The following is an 18914-nucleotide window of genomic DNA, read 5'->3' as shown; positions in this document are numbered from 1 at the left end:
AACCGACCGTAAAATCAGATTCAGTAGAGTCTATAATGAATCCAGTGTGTGAAATAACAGGTTTTAGCAGCTTCTCCAAACCTGATTTCATTCCTGATTCACACAAGTGATTATTTGTTTCACCAACTTCCAAAGCACAGGTCTGACTATTCAGGAGATTAATTGAATCAGCTATATACCTGTTAAAAGCTATTTGCCTAGAAGAAGTATCCTTAAGCTCTTCTAGTTCTTTTTTCGCACTTAATTCTTCAACTATAGAGCCCGGAAATTTTGTAACGTAAAAAGTTCTAACTGATAATATAAAAAGGTATATAAGAACACTAAGACCTAATATCCATTGAAAAACAGTGCTGTTTATATTATTAGAGGCTACACCAATAATTACAACCAATATTGCTTCAAAAACAGTTATGCCAACGATTGCCGTATTTATAATACGAAGCCACTCACTCAATTTACTCAGAAGTGATTTATAGTCAGCCATATAAGATTGCTTTACCCTTAACAAATATACTATTAATCTTTAACGTAGCAGCTTAGCCAAGAACGCTCTTTTTCTATACCTTCCCGCGTCCTTTCAAGCTCCTCCCTAGCCATGTTGCCCCTCCCCTTTTCTCGCCTGCCGCTGCTGGTGCTGCTGGCGTTGCTGTGCGCTTGCTCCAAGCCCAGCACCGACAACGATACAGCTGACGGCGAGGAGGTTAGCCCCTACCAAAACCTGGTGTTTCAGCTGGATGCGGCGGTGGCGGCGGAAGACCAGCTCAACCGCTGGGACACGACCCAGTACGTGCGCTTCGAGCCGGCGGTGCGGGGCAAGTTTAAGTGGACCGGCGAGCGGGAGCTGACGTTTTCGCCTCTGGAGCCGTTTCGGCCGACTACGGCGTTTACGGCCACGCTGCAACCCCAGTATTTGCCCCCCAGTCAGCAAAAAAGCCCCCCAGCCCTGGACCGGACGCGGTTTCATACGCCCTACCTGGAACTGCGGGAGGCGCAGGCGTATTGGGGGCAGAGTCGGCGGGCGGCGGGCACGGCGGAAATGCGCGCTACCCTGCGCTTCAACTACCTGGTGCAGCCGGGCGAGGTGAAGCCTCTGCTGCGGGTGAGCCAGGAGGGGCAGCCGGTGGCGTTTGAGATTACCGCCACCCAACCCGACAGCACCGTGGGCGTGACCCTGACCCAGAGCGTGCGGCCGGGCAGTCCGCTACAGCTGGAAATAGCGCCGGGCCTGCGGGCCGTGGGCGGCGACCAGTCCACCCAAAAACCACTCACGGCCCAGGCCGCCGTGCCCAGTCAGGAAACCCTGCTGGTACGCGAAGCCGTGGGCGTGCTGGTGGAGGGCGAGCCGGTCATTACGGTGCTGACCAGTCAGCCGGTGGTGGCGAGCGAGGTGGAGCGCCTGCTGACGGTGCAGCCCGCGGCCAGCTATTCGGTGGAGGCGCTGGAAAGCGGGTTTAAATTGAAAGGCAACTTTGACGTTGATAAAACCTACCAGCTCGGGCTTGGTACCGGTATTCGGGGGGCGCTGGGCGGACAGCTGGAAGAGGCGTTTTCGCAGTCGGTTTCCTTTGTGGATGAGCGGCCTAGTCTGGCATTTGCCCACGGCGATAAGGCCATGTACCTCAATGCGCTGGGGGCCCGCAACCTGGGTTTGCGGGTGTCGGAAGTAGAAAAAGTGAAGGTGAGCATTGCCAAGGTGTACGCCAATAATATTCAGCATTTGTTGCGCAGCGGCCGGCAGTACGGCTACGGCGGCGGGGAAGATGACTACGAAGGTGGCGGCGAGGGCGAAGAAGGCGAATACGAAGACCGTTCCTACAACTATTACGACACCGAAACGCTGGGCAATGTGCTCACCGAGCGCACTTATACGGTAGCCGGCCTGCCCAAGCAGGGCGGTTTGCGGCTGCTGAATCTGAGTCTCAAGGACCTGGAGTTTTCGGGGCCGCTGAAGGGGCTGTATGTGGTGCGGGTGCAGGATACGGAGCGGCAGTGGCTGCAAGTGAGCAAGCTGGTGGCCGTGTCGGATATCGGGCTAATTGTGAAGCAGGGACTGAAGGGGCGCACACTGGTTTTTGCCAATTCTATCCGGTCGGCGGAGCCGCTGGGGGGCGTTTCGGTGCGCTTTGTGAGCAGCAATAACCAGGTAATCAGCACGGGCACCACCAACGGCGACGGGGTGGCGGTGTTTGACAGCACGGCGGCCACTTCACGGTTTCGGCTGAGCCTGATCACGGCCCAAAAAGACGCCGATTTCACCTTTCTGAATTTACCCCAAAGCCGGGTCGAAACCTCGCGCTTCGACGTGGGCGGACTGCAAAGCAACGCCGCCCGCTACCAAGCCTTCCTCTACGGCGACCGGGACCTCTATCGCCCCGGCGACACGGTGCGCACCAACACTATTGTACGCACCGAAACCTGGCAGGCGCCGCCCGCGAATCTGCCGGTGAAGCTGCGCCTGCTGCTGCCCACGGGCAAGGAGTACGCGAGTCTGCGCCAGAAGCTGTCGGCCGATGGGGCGTTTGAGTCGCGCTTCATTTTGCCCCCCGCCATCATGACCGGCCTCTACACCCTGGAGGTGCTCACCGGCAACGACGTGCTGCTGGCTTCGCGCCAGATCAGCGTAGAAGAATTCATTCCCGACCGTCTGAAAGTGACCGTGCAGGCTACGCCCACCGTGGCCACGCCCGGCCAGCCCGTGCAGGCCCAGATTACGGCCCTCAACCTGTTCGGTCCGCCCGCCGACCGTAAATTTGAGGTGGAATTTTCGCTTAAGGAAAAACCCTTTAAACCGAAGAATTTCCCCAACTACACCTTCCAGATCAGCAGCGGTGAGCGGCGGCGGCGCTCCGGCGCGGGCTACCAGGAAGCCACGCCCATCTCCGACCGCTTCGAGAAAACTACCCGCGAAGGCACCACCGATGCCGCCGGCCGCGGTACCGCCACCTACGAAGTGCCCGACTACACCGACCTGGGCACCCTAGAAGGCGCGGCCTTCACCACCGTATTCGACGAGTCGGGCAGGCCGGTGAACCGCTTGGCGACCTTTGAAGTGCAAACCCAGTCGGTGCTGTTCGGTATCCAGAATCTGCCCGAGCTGGTGAGCACCCGCCAAGCCGTGACGACCCAACTGGTGGCCCTCACGCCCTAGGGCCAGCCGACGAGCGCCGCCGCCGAAGTGCGCGTGGTGCGCCTGCTCTGGGAAACGGTGATTGAGCGCCAGGGAGGCCGGTATATCTATAACTCGCAGAAGCGGGAAGAAGTAATAAGCACCCAAAAACGCACCGTAGGGGGCAATTCGGGCGTAGCAACGGCCTTCAGCTTCACCCCTACTTACTCCGGCGAGTACGAGGTGCGCGTGGCCCGGCCGGGGGCCGCTACCTACGTAGCCAGCCGCTTTTACGCCTACGGTTTTGGCGACACCCAGAGCAATTCCTTTGAGGTAAACAACGAGGGCGAAGTCACGATTGAGGCCGATAAAGCCAAATACCAACCCGGCGAAACGGCCAGCTTGCTGCTCAAAACGCCCTTCCCCGGCCGCGTGCTCATCACCGTGGAGCGGGACCGGGTGCTGAATCATTTCTACGTCAACACCGACCAGAAATCGGCGCGGGTGCGCATTCCGATTAGCGCCGGCCATGTGCCCAACGTGTACGTGACGGCCACGGCCATTCGCGCCATCACCGACAACCGGCTGCCACTCACGGTGGCGCGGGGCTTCGTGCCCTTGGCTGTGGAAAAGCCCGGCACCAAGCTGCCCGTCGCCATAAAAGCCCCCCAGCAGAGCCGTTCGCAAACCTGGCAGACCATTGAGGTGAGCACCGCGCCCCGCGCCGCCGTCACTCTGGCCGTGGTGGATGAGGGCATTTTGCAGATGAAGGACTATCGCACGCCCGACCCCTACGGCTACTTCTATCAGAAGCGCGCCTTGGAAGTGCAGGCCTACGACGTGTACCCGTTCCTGCTGCCCGAGTTGGGGGGCAATTCCAGCACCGGCGGCGACGGCTACGACCTCGGCCGCCGTACCACGCCCGTGCCCTCGCGCCGGGTGCAGCTGGTAGCCAAATGGAGCGGCATTCTCCGCGCCGACGCCCAGGGCAAAGTGCGCTACCGGGTACGCGTGCCGCAGTTTTCGGGCGCCCTGCGCGTGATGGCCGTGGCCTACAAAGGCGAAGCGTTCGGGGCCGCCGAGCACACCATGCGCGTCGCCGACCCGGTGGTCATTAGCACCAGCCTCCCCCGTTTCTTAAGCCCCGGCGACACGATTGACGTGCCAGTGACACTGACGAATACGACAAAGGAGACAATCAGTGGTGTAATGCTTTATCGATTAGAAAGAGGAAATGAAACGGCGAAGGTCATTCCGTTAAACTTCGACTCTCCAGCACCTACAGTATCACTGCCACCTAATGCAGAACGCAGAGAAGTATTTCATTTAGTAGCCGAGAAACTTGGTAATGCCAAAATAGAAGTTGCTTTCTCATTAAATAAGAAAGTGGATGGCAGTACCATTTTTGGCGAAACTATCGAACTCCCCGTCCGTCCCGCGTCGCCGCTGCAGAAGCGTACGGGCTCCGGGGTAGTAGCTGGGGGGCAAATGCAGAGTCTGAATCTGCAAACCGACTTCCTGCCGGCTTCCCTGCGGAGCCAGTTGGTAGTTAGCCGCTCACCCATGACGGAGTTTGCCAAGGACCTGCGCTACCTGCTGCAATACCCCTACGGCTGCCTGGAGCAAATCGTGTCGGCGGCGTTTCCCCAGCTTTATTACGGCGACCTGGCCGCCACGCTCAGCCAGCAGAAAGGCCAGCCAGCCAAAGCCGCGGGCTACAATCCGAACTATCACGTCCAAGAAGCCATCCGCAAAATAGAGGCCCAGCAGCTCTACAACGGCTCGCTCAGCTACTGGCCCGGCGGCGACTACGACAACTGGTGGGCCACCGCCTACGCCGTTCATTTCCTGCTCGAAGCCCAGCAAGCCGGCTTTCAAGTAAACAAAACCGTGCTCGACAAAACCCTGGCTTACCTGCAATTCCGCCTCCGTAAGCGCGAAACTGAGCCTTACAACTACCTCGACGCCCAGAACGCGATTCACCTCCGCACCATCGCCAAAAAGGAAATTGCCTACTCGCTTTACGTGCTGGCCGTGGCCGGCCGCCAGGATGCCGTGGCCCTGAACTACTACAAAGCCAACCGCCAGCTTCTCTCCCAGGATTCGCGCGTGCTATTGGCCGCCACCTACGCCCTGAACGGCGACCAGCACAGCTTCCAGGCCGTGCTGCCTACCCGCCTCGGCACCGAAACCGCCGCCCGCCGCCAGTTCGACGGCAGCTTCTCCTCGCCCTTGCGCGACCAGGCCCTCACCCTCAACGCCCTGCTCGCCGCCGACCCCAACAACCCCCAAATTGTCCCCCAGGCCCGCCAGCTCAGCCGCTAGGTAAAGCAGGCCCAGTGGCTCAACACCCAGGAGCGGGCTTTTGCGCTGTTGGCATTGGGCAAACTGGCCCGCCAGAACGCCAAAGGCACCGCCACGGCTACGCTGCTAGCCGAAGGCAAGAAACTAGGCGAATTCTCAGGGAAAGACCTCACGGTAAACAACGTGGCCAACCGTGCGCTTACCCTGCGCACCAGCGGCACCGGCAGCCTCTTTTACTTCTGGGAAATGGAAGGAATCAGCGCTGGGGGGCAAATCCGGGAGGAAGACTCCTACCTGCGCGTGCGCCGCCAGTACCTGAACCGCGCCGGCCAGCCTATCGGCAACACCTTCCGCCAGAATGATCTGGTAGTCGTCAAAATTACCCTGCAAGCTCCCGACGCGGCCGGCGACATTCCCAACGTGGCCATCACCGACCTGCTGCCCGCCGGCCTGGAAATCGAGAACCCACGCATCGGCGCCATCCGCGACATCACCTGGGCCACCGACGCTGCACAACCCGACTACCTCGACCTCCGCGACGACCGCATCAACCTGTTCACCACCGCCACCGCCGAGCCCAAGTCGTTCTACTACGTAGCCCGCGCCGTATCGAAAGGCACCTTCCGCCTAGGCCCCGTAAGCGCCGACGCGATGTATAACGCGGAGTATCACAGCTATAATGGGTCGGGTATGGTGCGGGTGCGGTAGAGGCGCAATATTTTGCGTCTCGTCGTTGAACGGCCCGTACGCAGGAATTTTTGCAAACAATTAAACACCGCATCCCAACGACGAGACGCAAAATATTGCGTCTCTACATCCTCTTTCATCATCAGAATCAACGAATTTTATAGCTGGATGCAACGGATTACAGTACCAAAAAAAGCCCCAGCAGAGTGCGTGGGGCTTTTTTATTGGTGTTACTCGTGCAGATCTTACTGAAGCACCAACCGCTTCGTAGATACTCCTTCGCTGGTTTTTATTTTATACAAGTACGTTCCGCGCGACAAGTTGCCAGCCTCAAACTTCACCTGGTGGCTGCCGGCCGCTTCCGTGCCCGATACTAGGGTCTGCACTTTGCGACCCAGGGTGTTGTACACTTCCACGCTCACTGGACCTTCATTAACCATGTAGTAATTGATGGTAGTCGTACCGGAGAAAGGGTTTGGATACGCTACCGTTTCGCGGGTGGCGGCATCCTTGCTGACAGTGGCGGCGCTGGTAGAAGCAGCGGCGGTTGGCTGGGTCAGGGCGTTATACTGCGGGAAAGTACGGGTAGCGATGACCGCGAAATCAGCACGGGTAACGGTTTGGGCGGGCTTGAAGGTAGCCTGAATCGTGGGCTGCAAATCATAGGGGCCCTGCTTTACGGTATAGAAAGCATTGATCAGGTTCAGCTCCAGGGCCACGCTCACGTAACCTTCCAAACCAGCCGGAATTTTTGAAGCGTCATCCACCGGAATGCTTTGACCATTTACAGATACCGTAACGGGCTTACCGTTGCGCTCCAGGGCGAATTGCTGGAAGCCCAGGCCCTGCACCAGGGAATACGCCAGGTCGGCCCGGCTAACGGTGCCGGCAGGGGAGAAAGTACCCGTCGCGGCAGGCCGCATTACCCCGTTGAACTGATGAAACCGGTCGCGCTGGGCTGCGCCCTTGGCGGCTACGGCTTCCGTCAGCAGAATGTCGTTGGCCGTGGAAACATCAGAGAAAGTACGCGCGCCCGTGACGGGCAGGAACTGGCGGATGCCCTGGCCCATGAGCAGGTAATCGGCCAGTTGAATGCGGGTCAGATTCGCATCGGGCTGAAAGCCAGTGGTCAGGCCGTCCACGAGGCGGCTGGTAACGGCCATCTTGATGGCACCTTCCGCCGGGTGACCTACGATGTCGGTCAGGTTGGTAGTACCGCTGGGGCTCAGCAGCACGATTTTACCCTTCACGGTTTCGGGAGCGGCCACGCCGCGCACGCCTTCTACCTGTACCGTCCAGGTACCTGGGATGGGGGAGGAAACGGCTACGCTCCGATCGGTGGTGAGTGTGAAGGTAACAGGCGTACCAGAGCTACGGCGCACGCCGTTAGGATCGAGCAGCACCAAGTTGGTCAGGTTGCCGGTTTCGCCCAGGATACCGGGTGACGAGATCTTCACTTCTATGCTGTTGGTGCCGGGGCTTACGGGGAACGTAACCTTGTTGCCGGTGGTGATAACCGGGTTGAAGTTGATCGTGAACGGAATGTTGGTGGTCTGAGCGTTCACGCTGCTGTTGAAGCGGCGGGTAGCATTTACCGTCGAGCCGAAGGCAGGCGAGCGGAAGGCCTGATCCACGGCGGCAAAAGCGTTAACGTAGCCGGCACCTACTTCCCACGACTCACGGCCGGGCATGTTGGTGGCGGTCCGCTGCAAAATCTCCTTCACCTGGGCCGGCGACAACGACGGCTTGGCTTCCAGGATAAGCGCTACGATGCCCGCAACGTGGGGCGTAGCCATGGAAGTACCACTGCTATGCGTATAGAAAGGAACCTGGCCAGGAGTCAGTACGGCCACGTCGGTAGGAGTGCCGAGAGCAGCAACGGGCGCGATGGCGCGGGTTGAGACCACATCAACGCCAGGGGCTACGATAACTGGCTCATTCTTAAAGGTCCAGGTTTCGCCGTCTACCATGAAAGTACCCTGCTCACCCTTTACGCCACGCGAAGAAAAGCCAGCCAGCAGGCCGTTACGGTCGCCGGCACCTACCGAGATTGTCCATGGAGCAATGGCATAAGGGTTGTGCGTATCAGCGCCCGGACCCGAGTTGCCAGCCGCGAAAACGACCACCATACCCCGGTCGTAGCACTTCTTGGTAACCACGTTAATCGGATGGTTTACATTGAAAGCGCCACTGCTACCAAACGAATTACTGATAACCCGGATGTTGTACTGGGCCTGATGAGTAAGCGCATAGTCAAACCCGCCGATAGCATCAAGCACCAGCAGCGCTGCACCCGAGCCGTAGCCCAGCAATGAAGCACCAGGTGCTACCCCTTCATATTTGCCCCCCGACTTCGCGCCGTTGCCGCCCACGGTGCCCGCGCAGTGCGTGCCGTGGCCGGAGTTAGTGTCCGTATTCGGCACGCCCTCCACGTACGTTACGGGTAGCATACCATCTACCGAGTTCAGGTTGGTAGAACCCAAGGTGTTCTGCACCAGGTGGGGACCAAATTTGATGTCGTCGTGGGTGCCATCGACGCCGCTGTCGTTGATCAAAACGCCGATGCCGCGACCGGAAACGGGCGTACCGTTGTTGCGTGCGGTTGTTTCCTTATCAGTGCGCAGGCGCTTTACACCCGTCAGGTTGGTATCGTCGAAGTTGTAGTACTCAAGCTCTACGTTGCTGTAAAGCGACCTTACCTGGGGGTTCTGCGCGAGGGCCTCTACCTGTGCAGCCGTGGCCAATACCCCAGCCACCGGCACTGCCCGGAAGGTAATGCCTTTGGTAATGCCGAGCTGCTGTAGGATGCTCAGCTGCGCGGGCTGCGGGGCGCCATTGCCGTTGAAGGTGACGACCACTTGGGCCACTGGGCTTTCTGCAAAAGCTGCTTTCAAGGCCGGATCAACGGTTGCCTGCCCGAAGGAAGCGCTAACCTTCACGCCTAGCAGAAGAAGGGTTACTAAGAATTTGCCTTTCATGTAGTGGTATGAAAATAAGGAGTGGGGTTGGTGAAAAAAGACGCTAAGTAGGTGGCTTAGCAAGTAAAGAATTTACTAAAATGCTCTGCGTACTCGAGGTGAAAAATCGCTTCTTGTACCGATTATTATTCAATCCGTAGTATATACGTATAAAGTTTTATCGGCAGTTTTACTCGTATGAAAATTATTTTTCAAAAATTCTATACTATTTTATTTAATTATTTTATTTTTTTGAAACCTTTAATAAAAATCCTCGTATGGCGGCTTCCAATTAAAATATCAACAGTTATCTTGAGGTGTTGCCATTAATCAATTCATGGTCAATTATTTGATTTAACTTGTTCAAACAGCTAAAAATCAACCAATTAAGAATAATATAGACTGCAAAAGCATTGTAGACCTCTTATTGTCGATACAATATTAATCCTCTTGTGCACCTGCAAAAAGGAATTCAAACCTGCTTTTGTGACATAAAGGATGGCAAATGTCTTTTATTTGCCAGTGATAAGACCCCACACTTAATTCGGCAAAAATCACCCTGGCTGCTTTACTGCAAGTTTTCGCAGAAAGCTGCTACGAGCCTGGGCCTCTGCTTGGATTCAAGGAGTTGCTAAAATCTAAGCGTATTCCAGGAAAAATCAGAGTTATTTGTGACATATAGATTTCTATATTTATCATCTATGCCTTGGACATACATGCTTGCAGCTAACTTCCTGTTTAAATGGCTTCTGTTTTTGGAGGTTCAGTGCTCAATCCATTGTTAAGTCTTTAGCTGTAAAGCATAAAGAGAAAATGCGTTCTATACTGCCTTAACTGCTTGGTAGGGGAGCTAGTCCACGGTATCTTTAACTATGACTCGGCGAACTGTACTGCAGCTTTTTGGGCCTCTACTCATCGGGTTGCCAGTGCTGCTAGGCCTTGATCGGGCATTCCCTTTACCGCCAGCTCCGCAATACTCGCCCATCGTGCTGGCCGCCGATGGCTCGGTGCTACACGCCTACCTGAACCCGACGCAGAAGTGGCGAATAAAAACCGAGCTATGTGAAATAACGCCCGTTTTGCGCGCTGCTATTATCGAGAAGGAAGACCGCTACTTCTACTATCACTTCGGCATCAATCCGCTGGCAATTGCTAAGGCCGCAACGCGAAATGTTTTTAAAGAAGGCCGCACAACGGGCGCCAGCACTATTACCATGCAGGTGGCGCGTCTGCTTGAGCCCAAAGAGCGCACGGTAGCGAATAAGCTGTTGGAAATGCTGCGCGCCCTGCAGCTGGAGGCGCATTACAATAAAGATGAAATCCTGCAGCTGTACCTGAACCTGATACCCTACGGTGGCAACGTGGAGGGCGTGAAATCGGCAGCACTGCTTTACTTTCAGCAGCCGCCTGATTATCTGTCACTGGCTCAAACCGTCACCCTGGCTATTATTCCGAACTGGCCTACGGGTTTAGTGTTGGGCAAGCATAACGCGGCTATTCTGGCAGAACGAAATCGGTGGCTGCGGCGCTTTGGGGGGCAAAATCTATTTCCTAAGCAGGATATAGCCGACGCTTTGCTGGAGCCACTGGACGTGCGGCGCCACGCGGCACCTGCCCTAGCTCCGCACTTAGCGCGACGGTTGGTGCAGCGGTTTCCAGGTCAGGCTGTTATTCACTCCACGTTGCAGCGCGGCAAGCAAACCAAAGCCGAAGACCTAACGCGCAATTATGTGCGTCGCTTGCACGCCCTGGGCATTACGAACACGGCCGTGCTGGTGGTGAACAACCATACCCGCGCCGTGGAGGCTTACGTGGGTTCCGCCGACTTCGGCGACGCCGCTAATCAGGGACAAAATGATGGAGTGCAGGCTGTTCGCTCGCCGGGCAGTACGCTCAAGCCCTTACTCTACGCCTTGGCCCTCGACCGTGGCCTGCTCACGCCCAAGCAGCTTTTGCCCGATGTACCGACCAACTTCCACGGCTACCGCCCCGAAAACTTCGACAAGCGCTGCCACGGGGAAGTGACGGTAGAACGAGCCTTGGCTTATTCGCTCAACATTCCGGCCGTAAGTGTGCTGGCCGAGCTGGGCGTTCCCACCTTCACCGACAAGCTCAGCCAAGCCGGCTTTCGGCGCGTAGCCCGCGATGCGCCGCATCTGGGTCTGAGCACGATTCTGGGCGGCTGCGGGGCGACACTGGAGGAACTGACGAACCTGTACGTGGCGCTGGCGAATGGCGGCCAGTATGCAGGGCTGAAGTGGACGACTTTGCCCCGCGCAATGACAACCCCACCCCCTAGCCCCCTCCCCGGTGGGGTGGGGGAACTAGCTTTAAAAACTAATAACCTAGAGAAAAAAGCTAGGCTAGTTCCTCCTCTCCCCTTGGAGAGGGGGCTAGGGGGTGAGGTCACCGTTGGGGGGCAAATTTCCCTATTCTCGGAATCGGCCGCCTTTCTCACCACCGATATTCTCGCCCAGCTCACGCGCCCGGACTTGCCCGTCGGCTACGAAACCAGCCGCCGACTACCCAAAATCGCCTGGAAAACTGGGACCAGCTACGGTCGCCGCGATGCCTGGAGCATCGGGTATAACCGGGAGTATACTATTGGGGTGTGGGTGGGCAACTTCAGCGGGCACGGCGCGCCGACGCTTACCGGCTCGGAGGTGGCCACTCCCCTGCTGTTCGACTTGTTTAATGCGCTAGCCTACAACTCGCCTAACAACTGGTTTTTGCCCCCCGGCAGCCTGGATTTCCGGTTGGTATGCGCCGAGAGTGGCCGACCACCGGGTGAGCATTGCCCCAATCAACTTATTGACTATTTCCTGCCGGGCATCTCGTCGGCGCAGCGCTGCCAGCACCAGCGCGAGGTGTTACTAGCCGCCGATGGCGCCACGGTGTATTGCCGGACCTGTGCGCCGGCGGCCGGTTTTCGGCGCGAGCTATACCCGAATTTGCCCCCCGGCGTGGCTGCTTTCCGCGAAGCCCAGGGTTTGCCGTACCGGCGGCTACCGCCCCACAATCCGGCTTGCCAGCTCGTGCGCGGCGGCCCCGAAATGGCCCCCAGCATCGTTTCCCCGCTGGCGGGCACCGACTATGTGCTCAACCGGGGCGAGGGCCAACAGTTGTTGCTCAGCTGCACTACTGATAGTGAAGTCCGGCAAGTGTACTGGTACGTGAATGATAGGTTTTTGCGCGCCGCGCGGGCTACTGAGCGCGTTTTTTTTCGTCCACGGGCGGGCCAGATGAAAATATCCTGCGCCGATGATCACGGCCGCAATACAGATATTCAGATCACGGTGATGGAGTTGTAGAACGCCTTGATTCCCGCTGACTGTTTTCTTCGTTTCTCTTTTATTAAAACAGCTTTTTCTACCCAGAGGCTAATAGCAGGTTTCTACTTGAAACGGATCTAATTAACCACTTTATCTTGCTTTTATTTTAAATTTTATAACCCTTTTTGCACTCTACTTCGTTAAGTACTTCATCAACAGTTGAGCTGTTGTGGCACGGAGCTTGTATTTACCTGCTAAGAATTTGTATAACATTTCCCAACCAAAAAACTTAGGTCATGAAAAAGCTCAGTTATATCACCACTCTGATTCTGCTGCTCACTCTGACGTTTGGCAGCTCCGCCCAGGCGCAGGAGAGAAAGCCCTGGAGTCCGCAGGCTAAAGGTGCCGTAATTGGTGGCGTGGGCGGCGCGGCCGCTGGGGCCATTATTAACAAGCGCAACCGCCCGGTGGGCGGCGTAGTAGGCGGGGTGGCCGGTGCCGGTGTAGGCTATGCCATCGGTAAGCGCACCGACAACAGGCGCAAGGAAGCTGCCCGCGTAGCCGCTGCCAACCGCGCCGCTGCTAATCGTGCCGCGGCCAGCCGCGCCGAGCACACCGCCCTGGCCCGTCGCGTAGAGACTGCTGAAAAGAAGGCCACCGTAGCTAAAACCCAGCAACAGCAATATCCTATGATGGCCAATGGCTTCGCGGCTACTGCTCCCATGATGCTGGTAGGAACCGACGGCGCGCCAATGGCTTCCAACGCTGCTTATCTACCCAACGATTCGTATGGCGACCGTAATACGCCTTATCCTTCTTCGGAAGTGCGTAGAAAGAGCTGGTAACTCCGGAATTTTCCTACTTTCGCCGATTCCAGCCTTGTGCCGGGGCCGGCGATTTTCTTTACACTCCTCACTCTAATCCCCCATTTTATGAAATCCTTGCTTTGGATTTTATCCGCTACGGCGCTTCTGACGGCGTCTTGCACCAAAACCGACGAGAAAGCCGGCGATGTAACCGCGCAAACTCTTAATCAGCAATTCATCAGTGCTTGGAACAGCAAAAATGCCATTCAGCTGGATACGCTGTTTGCCGATGATGTGCATTTCCTGCAAGGCGAGGCCCATTTTCAGGGCAAGTCAGAAGTTGCTAACCGCTGGGTGCGCGAAACGATGGGCACCATTTCCAACCTGCGCACGAACGTCGTAAGCTCGGGTGCTGATGCCCAAACAGCTTATGAGGCGGGCACTTATTCGGTGGACGTGGAGCCATCAGCTCCGGGCACTCCCATGGGCGAGGGCGAAGGCAACTTCATTTTGCTATGGAAGAAGAATCCAAAAGGCAGCTGGAAACTGAGCTATGCCCAGCTGGAAGGCCTGCCCGTGCGAGTGAAGTAAGTGGGATAGGGATGGAGACACATACTTGTGTCTCACGTTGAACGATCAACCCGGCAACGTGTAGGTAAACAATGATTTCAACGACGAGACACAAATATGTATCTCTACGCCCTACAGAAAAAAGCCCCCCAGACAAGTTCTGGGGGGCTTTTTTTAACAGATATGCATTTATCTATTCTCTCTCCGCCGTGCGGGCCAGGTACTCTTCCCCGTCCAGCACTGGCTCCATGTGCTTCGATTCTTCTTCCGTAAAAAGCCGGGAGCGTATCAGAAAGCGCACGCCCAGCGGAATTTCGAGCGAGAAGCTGGCCCCGCGCCCCTTCGTGACATCAACCGTGAGCTGCGTGTGCTGCCAGTATTCAAACTGGCTGGCGCTCATAAAGAAGTCGCAGCCGTGAATAGTACCCAGCCATACGTCGCTGCCACCCACCCGAAATTCGCCCGCCGCGAAGCACATGGGCGAGGAACCATCGCAACAGCCGCCACTTTGGTGGAACATCAGCGGGCCGTGCTCATCACGGAGTAAATCAATGGTGGCTTCGGCAGCCGGAGTAACAAGGACGCGGAGGGTGGACATCAGTAAATGGGTGAATGAACGATAGCGGTACTACGACGGAAAAAGTCGTAGTACCACCTCCCTCAATGCTTAAAAGAAGCCCAGCTTCTGCTGGCTGTAGGAGATGAGCATATTCTTGGTCTGGCGGTAGTGTGCAAGCATCATCTTGTGGTTTTCGCGGCCAAAACCTGATGCCTTATAGCCACCGAAAGGGGCACCAGCGGGGTAATCGTGGTAGCAGTTGACCCACACGCGGCCGGCCTGAATGGCGCGGGGCATTTTGTACAGTTCGTGGGCGTCGCGGCTCCAGAGGCCGGCACCGAGGCCGTAGAGCGTGTCATTAGCCAGCTCAATGGCTTCGTCGTTATCCTTGAAGGTGGTTACCGACAGCACCGGGCCGAAGATTTCCTCCTGGAAGATGCGCATCTTATTGTGGCCCCGGAAGATGGTGGGCTGGATGTAATAGCCCTCGGTCAGCTCGTCGTGCTCCTGGGTGTAGGCTTCGCCGCCCACCAGCACCTCGGCTCCTTCGGCCTTGCCGATTTCGAGGTAGCTCAGAATTTTCTCATACTGATCGTTCGAGGCTTGGGCGCCCATCATGGTGTCGGGGTCGAGCGGGTGGCCGAGCTTGATGGCTTTCACGCGCTCAATCAGGCGGGGCATAAACTCGTCGTAAATGTCCTCGTGGATAAGCAGGCGCGACGGGCAGGTGCAGATCTCGCCTTGGTTCAAGGCAAACATGGCTGCGCCTTCCAGGCACTTATCGAGGAAGTCATCGTCGTGGTCCATCACCGATTTGCAGAAGATGTTCGGCGATTTGCCCCCTAGCTCCATCATGACGGGAATAATATTCTCGGCGGCGTATTGCAGGATGAGGCGACCCGTAGTGGTTTCGCCCGTGAAGGCCACTTTTTGCACGCGCTTATTGCTGGCTAGTGGCTTGCCGGCTTCCAGTCCGAAGCCGTTCACGACGTTCAGCACCCCAGCGGGCACTACGTCCTGAATCAACTCCATGAGCACCATAATGGAAGCGGGGGTCTGCTCGGCGGGCTTTACGACCACGCAGCAGCCGGCGGCCAGCGCAGGAGCAATTTTCCAGGTGGCCATCAGCAGCGGGAAGTTCCAGGGAATAATCTGGCCCACCACGCCGAGCGGCTCCTGAATGACGAGGGAAAGGGTGGTTTCATTCAGCTCCGTGGCGGAGCCTTCTTCGGCCCGAATCACGCCCGCGAAGTAGCGGAAGTGGTCGATGGCCAGGGGCAGGTCGGCAGCCATGGTTTCGCGGATGGATTTGCCATTCTCCACCGTCTCTACGGCCGCCAGGTGCGCCAGATTCGCTTCCATGATGTCGGCAACCTTGAGCAACACGTTGCTGCGCGTGGTGGGCGAGGCTTTCCCCCAGGTTTTGAACGCTTCGTGGGCCGCATCCAACGCCAGCTCAATGTCTTCCTTGGTGGAGCGGGCTACTTTACAAAACGCCTTACCGTCAATGGGTGACGGGTTCTCAAAGTACTGGCCTTTCACCGGGGCCACCCACTTACCGCCAATAAAGTTGTCGTAGTGGGATTTGAATTGGGGGCGAGCAATGAGAGTGGTGGAATTTTCTAACGTTTCCATGCGGTGGGAGTTATGGATGAAATACTTAGCCCGAGTTAGCTTTCGTTATTGCTTAAAAGTGTGTAGTATTCTCTCAGTCTTCCCGCCTATAGTCGCAAGTTTTTCTGCCCTTCAGTCTGCCCGTCATGTCCCAAGCCTGTCTGCCCACGCCCGTTGCGCTGCGCCACCCCGATCAGCTCCACGCGCTGGTGGAAAACCGCACGGTGTATTCCCTGGATGCCTTTGAGCTGAACATTTTCGAGACGCGCCAGACGGCCAGCAAAGTGCCGCTGAGCATGGGCAATCTGGTGCTGACCACTATGCTGCGGGGCAAGAAAGTGATGCATCTGGCCGGCCGACCAGCCTTTGAATACCTGCCTGGCGAGTCGGTAATCGTAGGTGAGCAGCAGCTCATGGAAATTGATTTTCCTGAAGCCAGCGCCACTAACCCTACTTAGTGTCTGGCCCTGGCCATTCCCGCCGACACCATTCGACGAACGGTTGATTTACTCAATGAGCGGCTGCCTTTGGTCGAAGAAAAAGCCCCCTGGAGCCTGGCAATGGCTGATAATGCCCACCTTACCAACACGCCCGAGCTAACCGGCACGCTAGAGCGCCTCATTCATCTTTCGCAGGAAACGCACGCCAGCAAAGACGTATTAGCTTCTTTCACTCTGCAGGAATTACTTATTCGCCTGATGCAAACCCAGGCCCGTCAGCTCATCTTTCATAACTACGCCCAGCACCTGAGCACCCACCGCTTTGCCCATGTGGTGCAGTACATCAAGCACCACCTTACGGAGCAGATAACCGTGGAAAAGCTCAGCGAGCTGGCCTGCATGAGCAAGGCCACGTTCTTCCGCCTATTCAAGCGCGAGTTTGGCCTAACGCCGGTAGAATATGTTATTCAGGAGCGCCTGGCCGAAGCCAAACGCCTGTTGCGCAACCCCCTCACCACCGTGGCCGACGTGTGCTTTCGGGCTGGCTTTAACAACACGAATTACTTCCAGTCGCTTATCAAGAAGTACGAGGGCATCACGCCGGGCCTTTATAAGAAGCGTTGTTGGTAAGGGAATAACACGCTATATATCCATACATAGAATAGCTGGCAGCTTTCTAACATAGTCGTTTCCACAGTCTTCGTAGACGCTCCAGTTTTTGGTACCACTGCAGCAGCGGAACAGATTCTATGTATAAATCCCCTAGCCACCGCACATTGGCCATAGCCTGTATTCTGGTAACGGCGGCAGGATTTCCTTGCAAGGCAACTGCTAATAGGTCACGTAAGTCTTGTGCTATAACGGTATGGCCATTATAAAGCAAATCGCCTACTATTTCCTGTGTAATAGCCTCCGCGGCTTGTTGGTTTTGGGTCATCTATATTTTTTCACCAATGCTTCTTGCAAGAAGGATATCTAGGCTGATTAATCTCATACATGGTCAACGGCTATATACTGCCTTCAACGTTTGTTTCTGATCGGTTCAAACCTAGTTTCGCGGGGTTGCTTTTCGCTTAAGTATCGCCAGTAACGCAGCGGAATGTGGCGCCGATGCAGCTTCAGGTTGCGGCGCTCCGGAATGTTGGCGTGGTCGAAATACGTTTGCCAGAGCAGGCGAAACAGCGGCTCCCGCTCGTCCAGCACCGTGGCCGATACGTCGGTGGCGCGCTGGGGGGCTTTTTCCTCAAACTGCACAATGTCGGTGCGGTGCAGATCGTAGTAGAGGCCGTAGCCGCGGCGACGGTCAAATATCAGCCAGCGCTGGTCGGCGTAGCGCTTGGTGAAGTGGGGCGCGATGAGCGGCAGCACATCAAAATCGGGCTCGATGGTAGCGTGAAAAAGCTCGTCCTGCGTTTTCTCGAAGCGCACGAAGGCTTCCATGCGATGCTTTTCGCGGAATAGTTGCTTGTCGATGTCGGCCACGAGGCGCACGCTGTCATTGGTATAGTTTTCCGAAATATCCACCCGGCCCTTCGCCTCCACGGCCAGCCGCACGTAGCGACAGATGATGATTTCGCGGTCGGGCCGCTCCGATAGGAACACATGGTAGAGGCGGGCACGGGCCTCTTTATCCATGTATTTCAGCAGGCCCTGCCACACGCGGGCGGCTTTTTCCTCGTTGGTGGCAATGGGTACCGTGGCCGTAAAAAGCCCTCCTTGCGCCACTTCGGCCGACTGAATGCTGTTGGGGAGCGTTTTTCGCTCATACATTTCCAGCAACACCGTTAGCAAGCCATCAAAAGAGCCGTCGTAGGTATAATCGTGCATGAGGCGAATGAGGAAGCGGCGTAGTGCCAGTTAGCTGATTCAACTAAGTAGCGGGTGAAAAGGAGATTTGAGTTGCCATTCCGAGCCCCGCGAGGAATCTGGCTTGGTTGCCTGGCGGGAACATCCAGATTCCTCGCGGGGCTCGGAATGACAACTCAGGTAATTAGCCTTGCACGGGTTGCAGCTGGCGAGCCGCGTCGCTGAGAGCCTGAGCCAGCTAGTGGAGCTGATCGATAAAGTTGGGCGTGGCACCGTCTACTACGCTATTGATGTGTTCGGCCAAAGTCAGAAGCAGGCTGCTGATCTGGGCCGCGTCGCCCGTATTGATAACTCCTTCCAGACTTTGCAGATCGGCAGCGATTGTTGCATAAGCCGGGTCATCGCCCGTTCTCAGGAACTGGCTCCAGCCATTGATGTTGCCAATAGCGGGGGTTTTACCATTAGCGATATCTCCCTTAAGGATGTCGAGAGAAGCACCTAAGTGAGTAGCGGCAGCAGATTGGGAAATGCTCATAAAGCGGCAGAGTTTAAGAGTGAATAGGACCCTTTCTTACTGCATCCGACGCTCTGAGGTTAAGTAATTTATCCGCTTCCCCTCAACTCTCCCCTACTTTATTGCCCTCCCGCTTCAGGTGTCTGGCCGAAGAACCGCACTAGCAGTTCGTTTACGGTCCCTGCCTCTTCGTGCTGCACCCAGTGCGTCGCTTTGTCAAAGTAGGTGAGCCGACCTGCCTCGCACCAGGCTAGGCTTTCCTGGGCCATGTTGGGATTA

At 56.5% G+C, this 18914-nt stretch carries 13 protein-coding genes and 1 pseudogene; 8 read left to right on the top strand and 6 right to left on the bottom strand.

The window, feature by feature from the left end; all coding sequences use genetic code 11:
* A partial coding sequence (locus B9A24_RS21530) for a hypothetical protein (protein ID WP_200813872.1) occupies positions 1 to 484 on the bottom strand: 484 nt, incomplete at its 3' end.
* A 111-nt stretch (positions 485 to 595) separates the two neighbouring features.
* Between B9A24_RS21530 and B9A24_RS06065 the strand changes: the two genes are divergently transcribed.
* The 3 genes from B9A24_RS06065 to B9A24_RS06055 are packed head-to-tail and all read left to right on the top strand — an operon-like array spanning position 596 to position 6118.
* Positions 596 to 3148, top strand: a complete 2553-nt coding sequence (locus B9A24_RS06065) for an MG2 domain-containing protein (protein WP_084444289.1) — start codon at positions 596 to 598, stop codon at positions 3146 to 3148.
* 33 nt (positions 3149 to 3181) lie between these two features.
* Entirely contained in the window at positions 3182 to 5431 is a 2250-nt protein-coding gene (locus B9A24_RS06060; RefSeq protein ID WP_159451960.1) for an alpha-2-macroglobulin family protein, read from the top strand.
* A gap of 54 nt (positions 5432 to 5485) precedes the next feature.
* A complete protein-coding gene (locus tag B9A24_RS06055; RefSeq protein ID WP_084444287.1) occupies positions 5486 to 6118 on the top strand; it encodes an alpha-2-macroglobulin family protein in 633 nt (210 codons plus the stop codon).
* A gap of 224 nt (positions 6119 to 6342) precedes the next feature.
* Here B9A24_RS06055 and B9A24_RS06050 read toward each other — a convergent pair whose 3' ends face one another.
* Positions 6343 to 9075 carry a S8 family peptidase gene (locus B9A24_RS06050; protein ID WP_084444286.1) on the bottom strand — a complete coding sequence of 911 codons (2733 nt, stop codon included), beginning with the start codon at positions 9073 to 9075 and terminating at the stop codon, positions 6343 to 6345.
* An 851-nt stretch (positions 9076 to 9926) separates the two neighbouring features.
* Here B9A24_RS06050 and pbpC point away from each other — a divergent pair.
* The 3 genes from pbpC to B9A24_RS06035 all read left to right on the top strand — a co-directional run bounded on the left by pbpC (position 9927) and on the right by B9A24_RS06035 (position 13723).
* Complete coding sequence (pbpC, locus tag B9A24_RS06045; RefSeq protein WP_084444285.1) at positions 9927 to 12365, top strand: penicillin-binding protein 1C; 2439 nt, start codon at positions 9927 to 9929, stop codon at positions 12363 to 12365.
* A 257-nt stretch (positions 12366 to 12622) separates the two neighbouring features.
* Positions 12623 to 13171, top strand: coding sequence for a YMGG-like glycine zipper-containing protein (locus tag B9A24_RS06040; protein WP_084444284.1), 549 nt, complete (start codon positions 12623 to 12625; stop codon positions 13169 to 13171).
* A gap of 87 nt (positions 13172 to 13258) precedes the next feature.
* Positions 13259 to 13723, top strand: coding sequence for a YybH family protein (locus B9A24_RS06035; RefSeq protein ID WP_084444283.1), 465 nt, complete (start codon positions 13259 to 13261; stop codon positions 13721 to 13723).
* 172 nt (positions 13724 to 13895) lie between these two features.
* On the opposite strand, the gene B9A24_RS06030 is transcribed toward B9A24_RS06035, so the two are convergent.
* Entirely contained in the window at positions 13896 to 14300 is a 405-nt protein-coding gene (locus B9A24_RS06030; protein ID WP_084444282.1) for a DUF779 domain-containing protein, read from the bottom strand.
* Positions 14301 to 14369: 69 nt separating this feature from the next.
* The gene (locus B9A24_RS06025) at positions 14370 to 15896 is read right to left on the bottom strand and encodes an aldehyde dehydrogenase family protein (RefSeq protein ID WP_084444281.1); all 1527 of its coding nucleotides are present in this window, start codon (positions 15894 to 15896) and stop codon (positions 14370 to 14372) included.
* Between the two features lie 125 nt (positions 15897 to 16021).
* On the opposite strand from B9A24_RS06025, the pseudogene B9A24_RS22940 reads away from it, so the two are divergent.
* Positions 16022 to 16579: pseudogene (locus tag B9A24_RS22940) on the top strand (AraC family transcriptional regulator); the annotation flags it as partial.
* A complete protein-coding gene (locus B9A24_RS22935) occupies positions 16574 to 16945 on the top strand; it encodes a helix-turn-helix domain-containing protein (protein ID WP_262490580.1) in 372 nt (123 codons plus the stop codon). The pseudogene B9A24_RS22940 and the gene B9A24_RS22935, both read left to right, overlap by 6 nt.
* A gap of 390 nt (positions 16946 to 17335) precedes the next feature.
* Here B9A24_RS22935 and B9A24_RS06010 read toward each other — a convergent pair whose 3' ends face one another.
* On the bottom strand, positions 17336 to 18142 hold the full coding sequence (locus tag B9A24_RS06010; protein ID WP_084444279.1) for a TIGR03915 family putative DNA repair protein: 807 nt from the start codon (positions 18140 to 18142) through the stop codon (positions 17336 to 17338).
* Positions 18143 to 18359: 217 nt separating this feature from the next.
* Complete coding sequence (locus B9A24_RS06005) at positions 18360 to 18656, bottom strand: hypothetical protein (RefSeq protein ID WP_084444278.1); 297 nt, start codon at positions 18654 to 18656, stop codon at positions 18360 to 18362.
* Positions 18657 to 18914 lie beyond the last annotated feature (258 nt).

This window comes from Hymenobacter roseosalivarius DSM 11622 (assembly GCF_900176135.1).
GTDB lineage: Bacteria > Bacteroidota > Bacteroidia > Cytophagales > Hymenobacteraceae > Hymenobacter > Hymenobacter roseosalivarius.
This window is presented reverse-complemented; position numbering and strand designations above follow the sequence as displayed.

Bases quoted from the DNA above. Each gene is read 5' to 3' on its own strand.
- B9A24_RS06040 (WP_084444284.1), top strand. From the start codon at position 12,623: ATGAAAAAGCTCAGTTATATCACCACTCTGATTCTGCTGCTCACTCTG.
- B9A24_RS06005 (WP_084444278.1), bottom strand. From the start codon at position 18,656: ATGAGCATTTCCCAATCTGCTGCCGCTACTCACTTAGGTGCTTCTCTC.
- B9A24_RS06030 (WP_084444282.1), bottom strand. From the start codon at position 14,300: ATGTCCACCCTCCGCGTCCTTGTTACTCCGGCTGCCGAAGCCACCATT.
- B9A24_RS06010 (WP_084444279.1), bottom strand. From the start codon at position 18,142: ATGCACGATTATACCTACGACGGCTCTTTTGATGGCTTGCTAACGGTG.
- B9A24_RS22935 (WP_262490580.1), top strand. From the start codon at position 16,574: ATGCAAACCCAGGCCCGTCAGCTCATCTTTCATAACTACGCCCAGCAC.
- B9A24_RS06025 (WP_084444281.1), bottom strand. From the start codon at position 15,896: ATGGAAACGTTAGAAAATTCCACCACTCTCATTGCTCGCCCCCAATTC.
- B9A24_RS06065 (WP_084444289.1), top strand. From the start codon at position 596: ATGTTGCCCCTCCCCTTTTCTCGCCTGCCGCTGCTGGTGCTGCTGGCG.
- B9A24_RS06035 (WP_084444283.1), top strand. From the start codon at position 13,259: ATGAAATCCTTGCTTTGGATTTTATCCGCTACGGCGCTTCTGACGGCG.
- B9A24_RS06050 (WP_084444286.1), bottom strand. From the start codon at position 9,075: ATGAAAGGCAAATTCTTAGTAACCCTTCTTCTGCTAGGCGTGAAGGTT.
- pbpC (WP_084444285.1), top strand. From the start codon at position 9,927: ATGACTCGGCGAACTGTACTGCAGCTTTTTGGGCCTCTACTCATCGGG.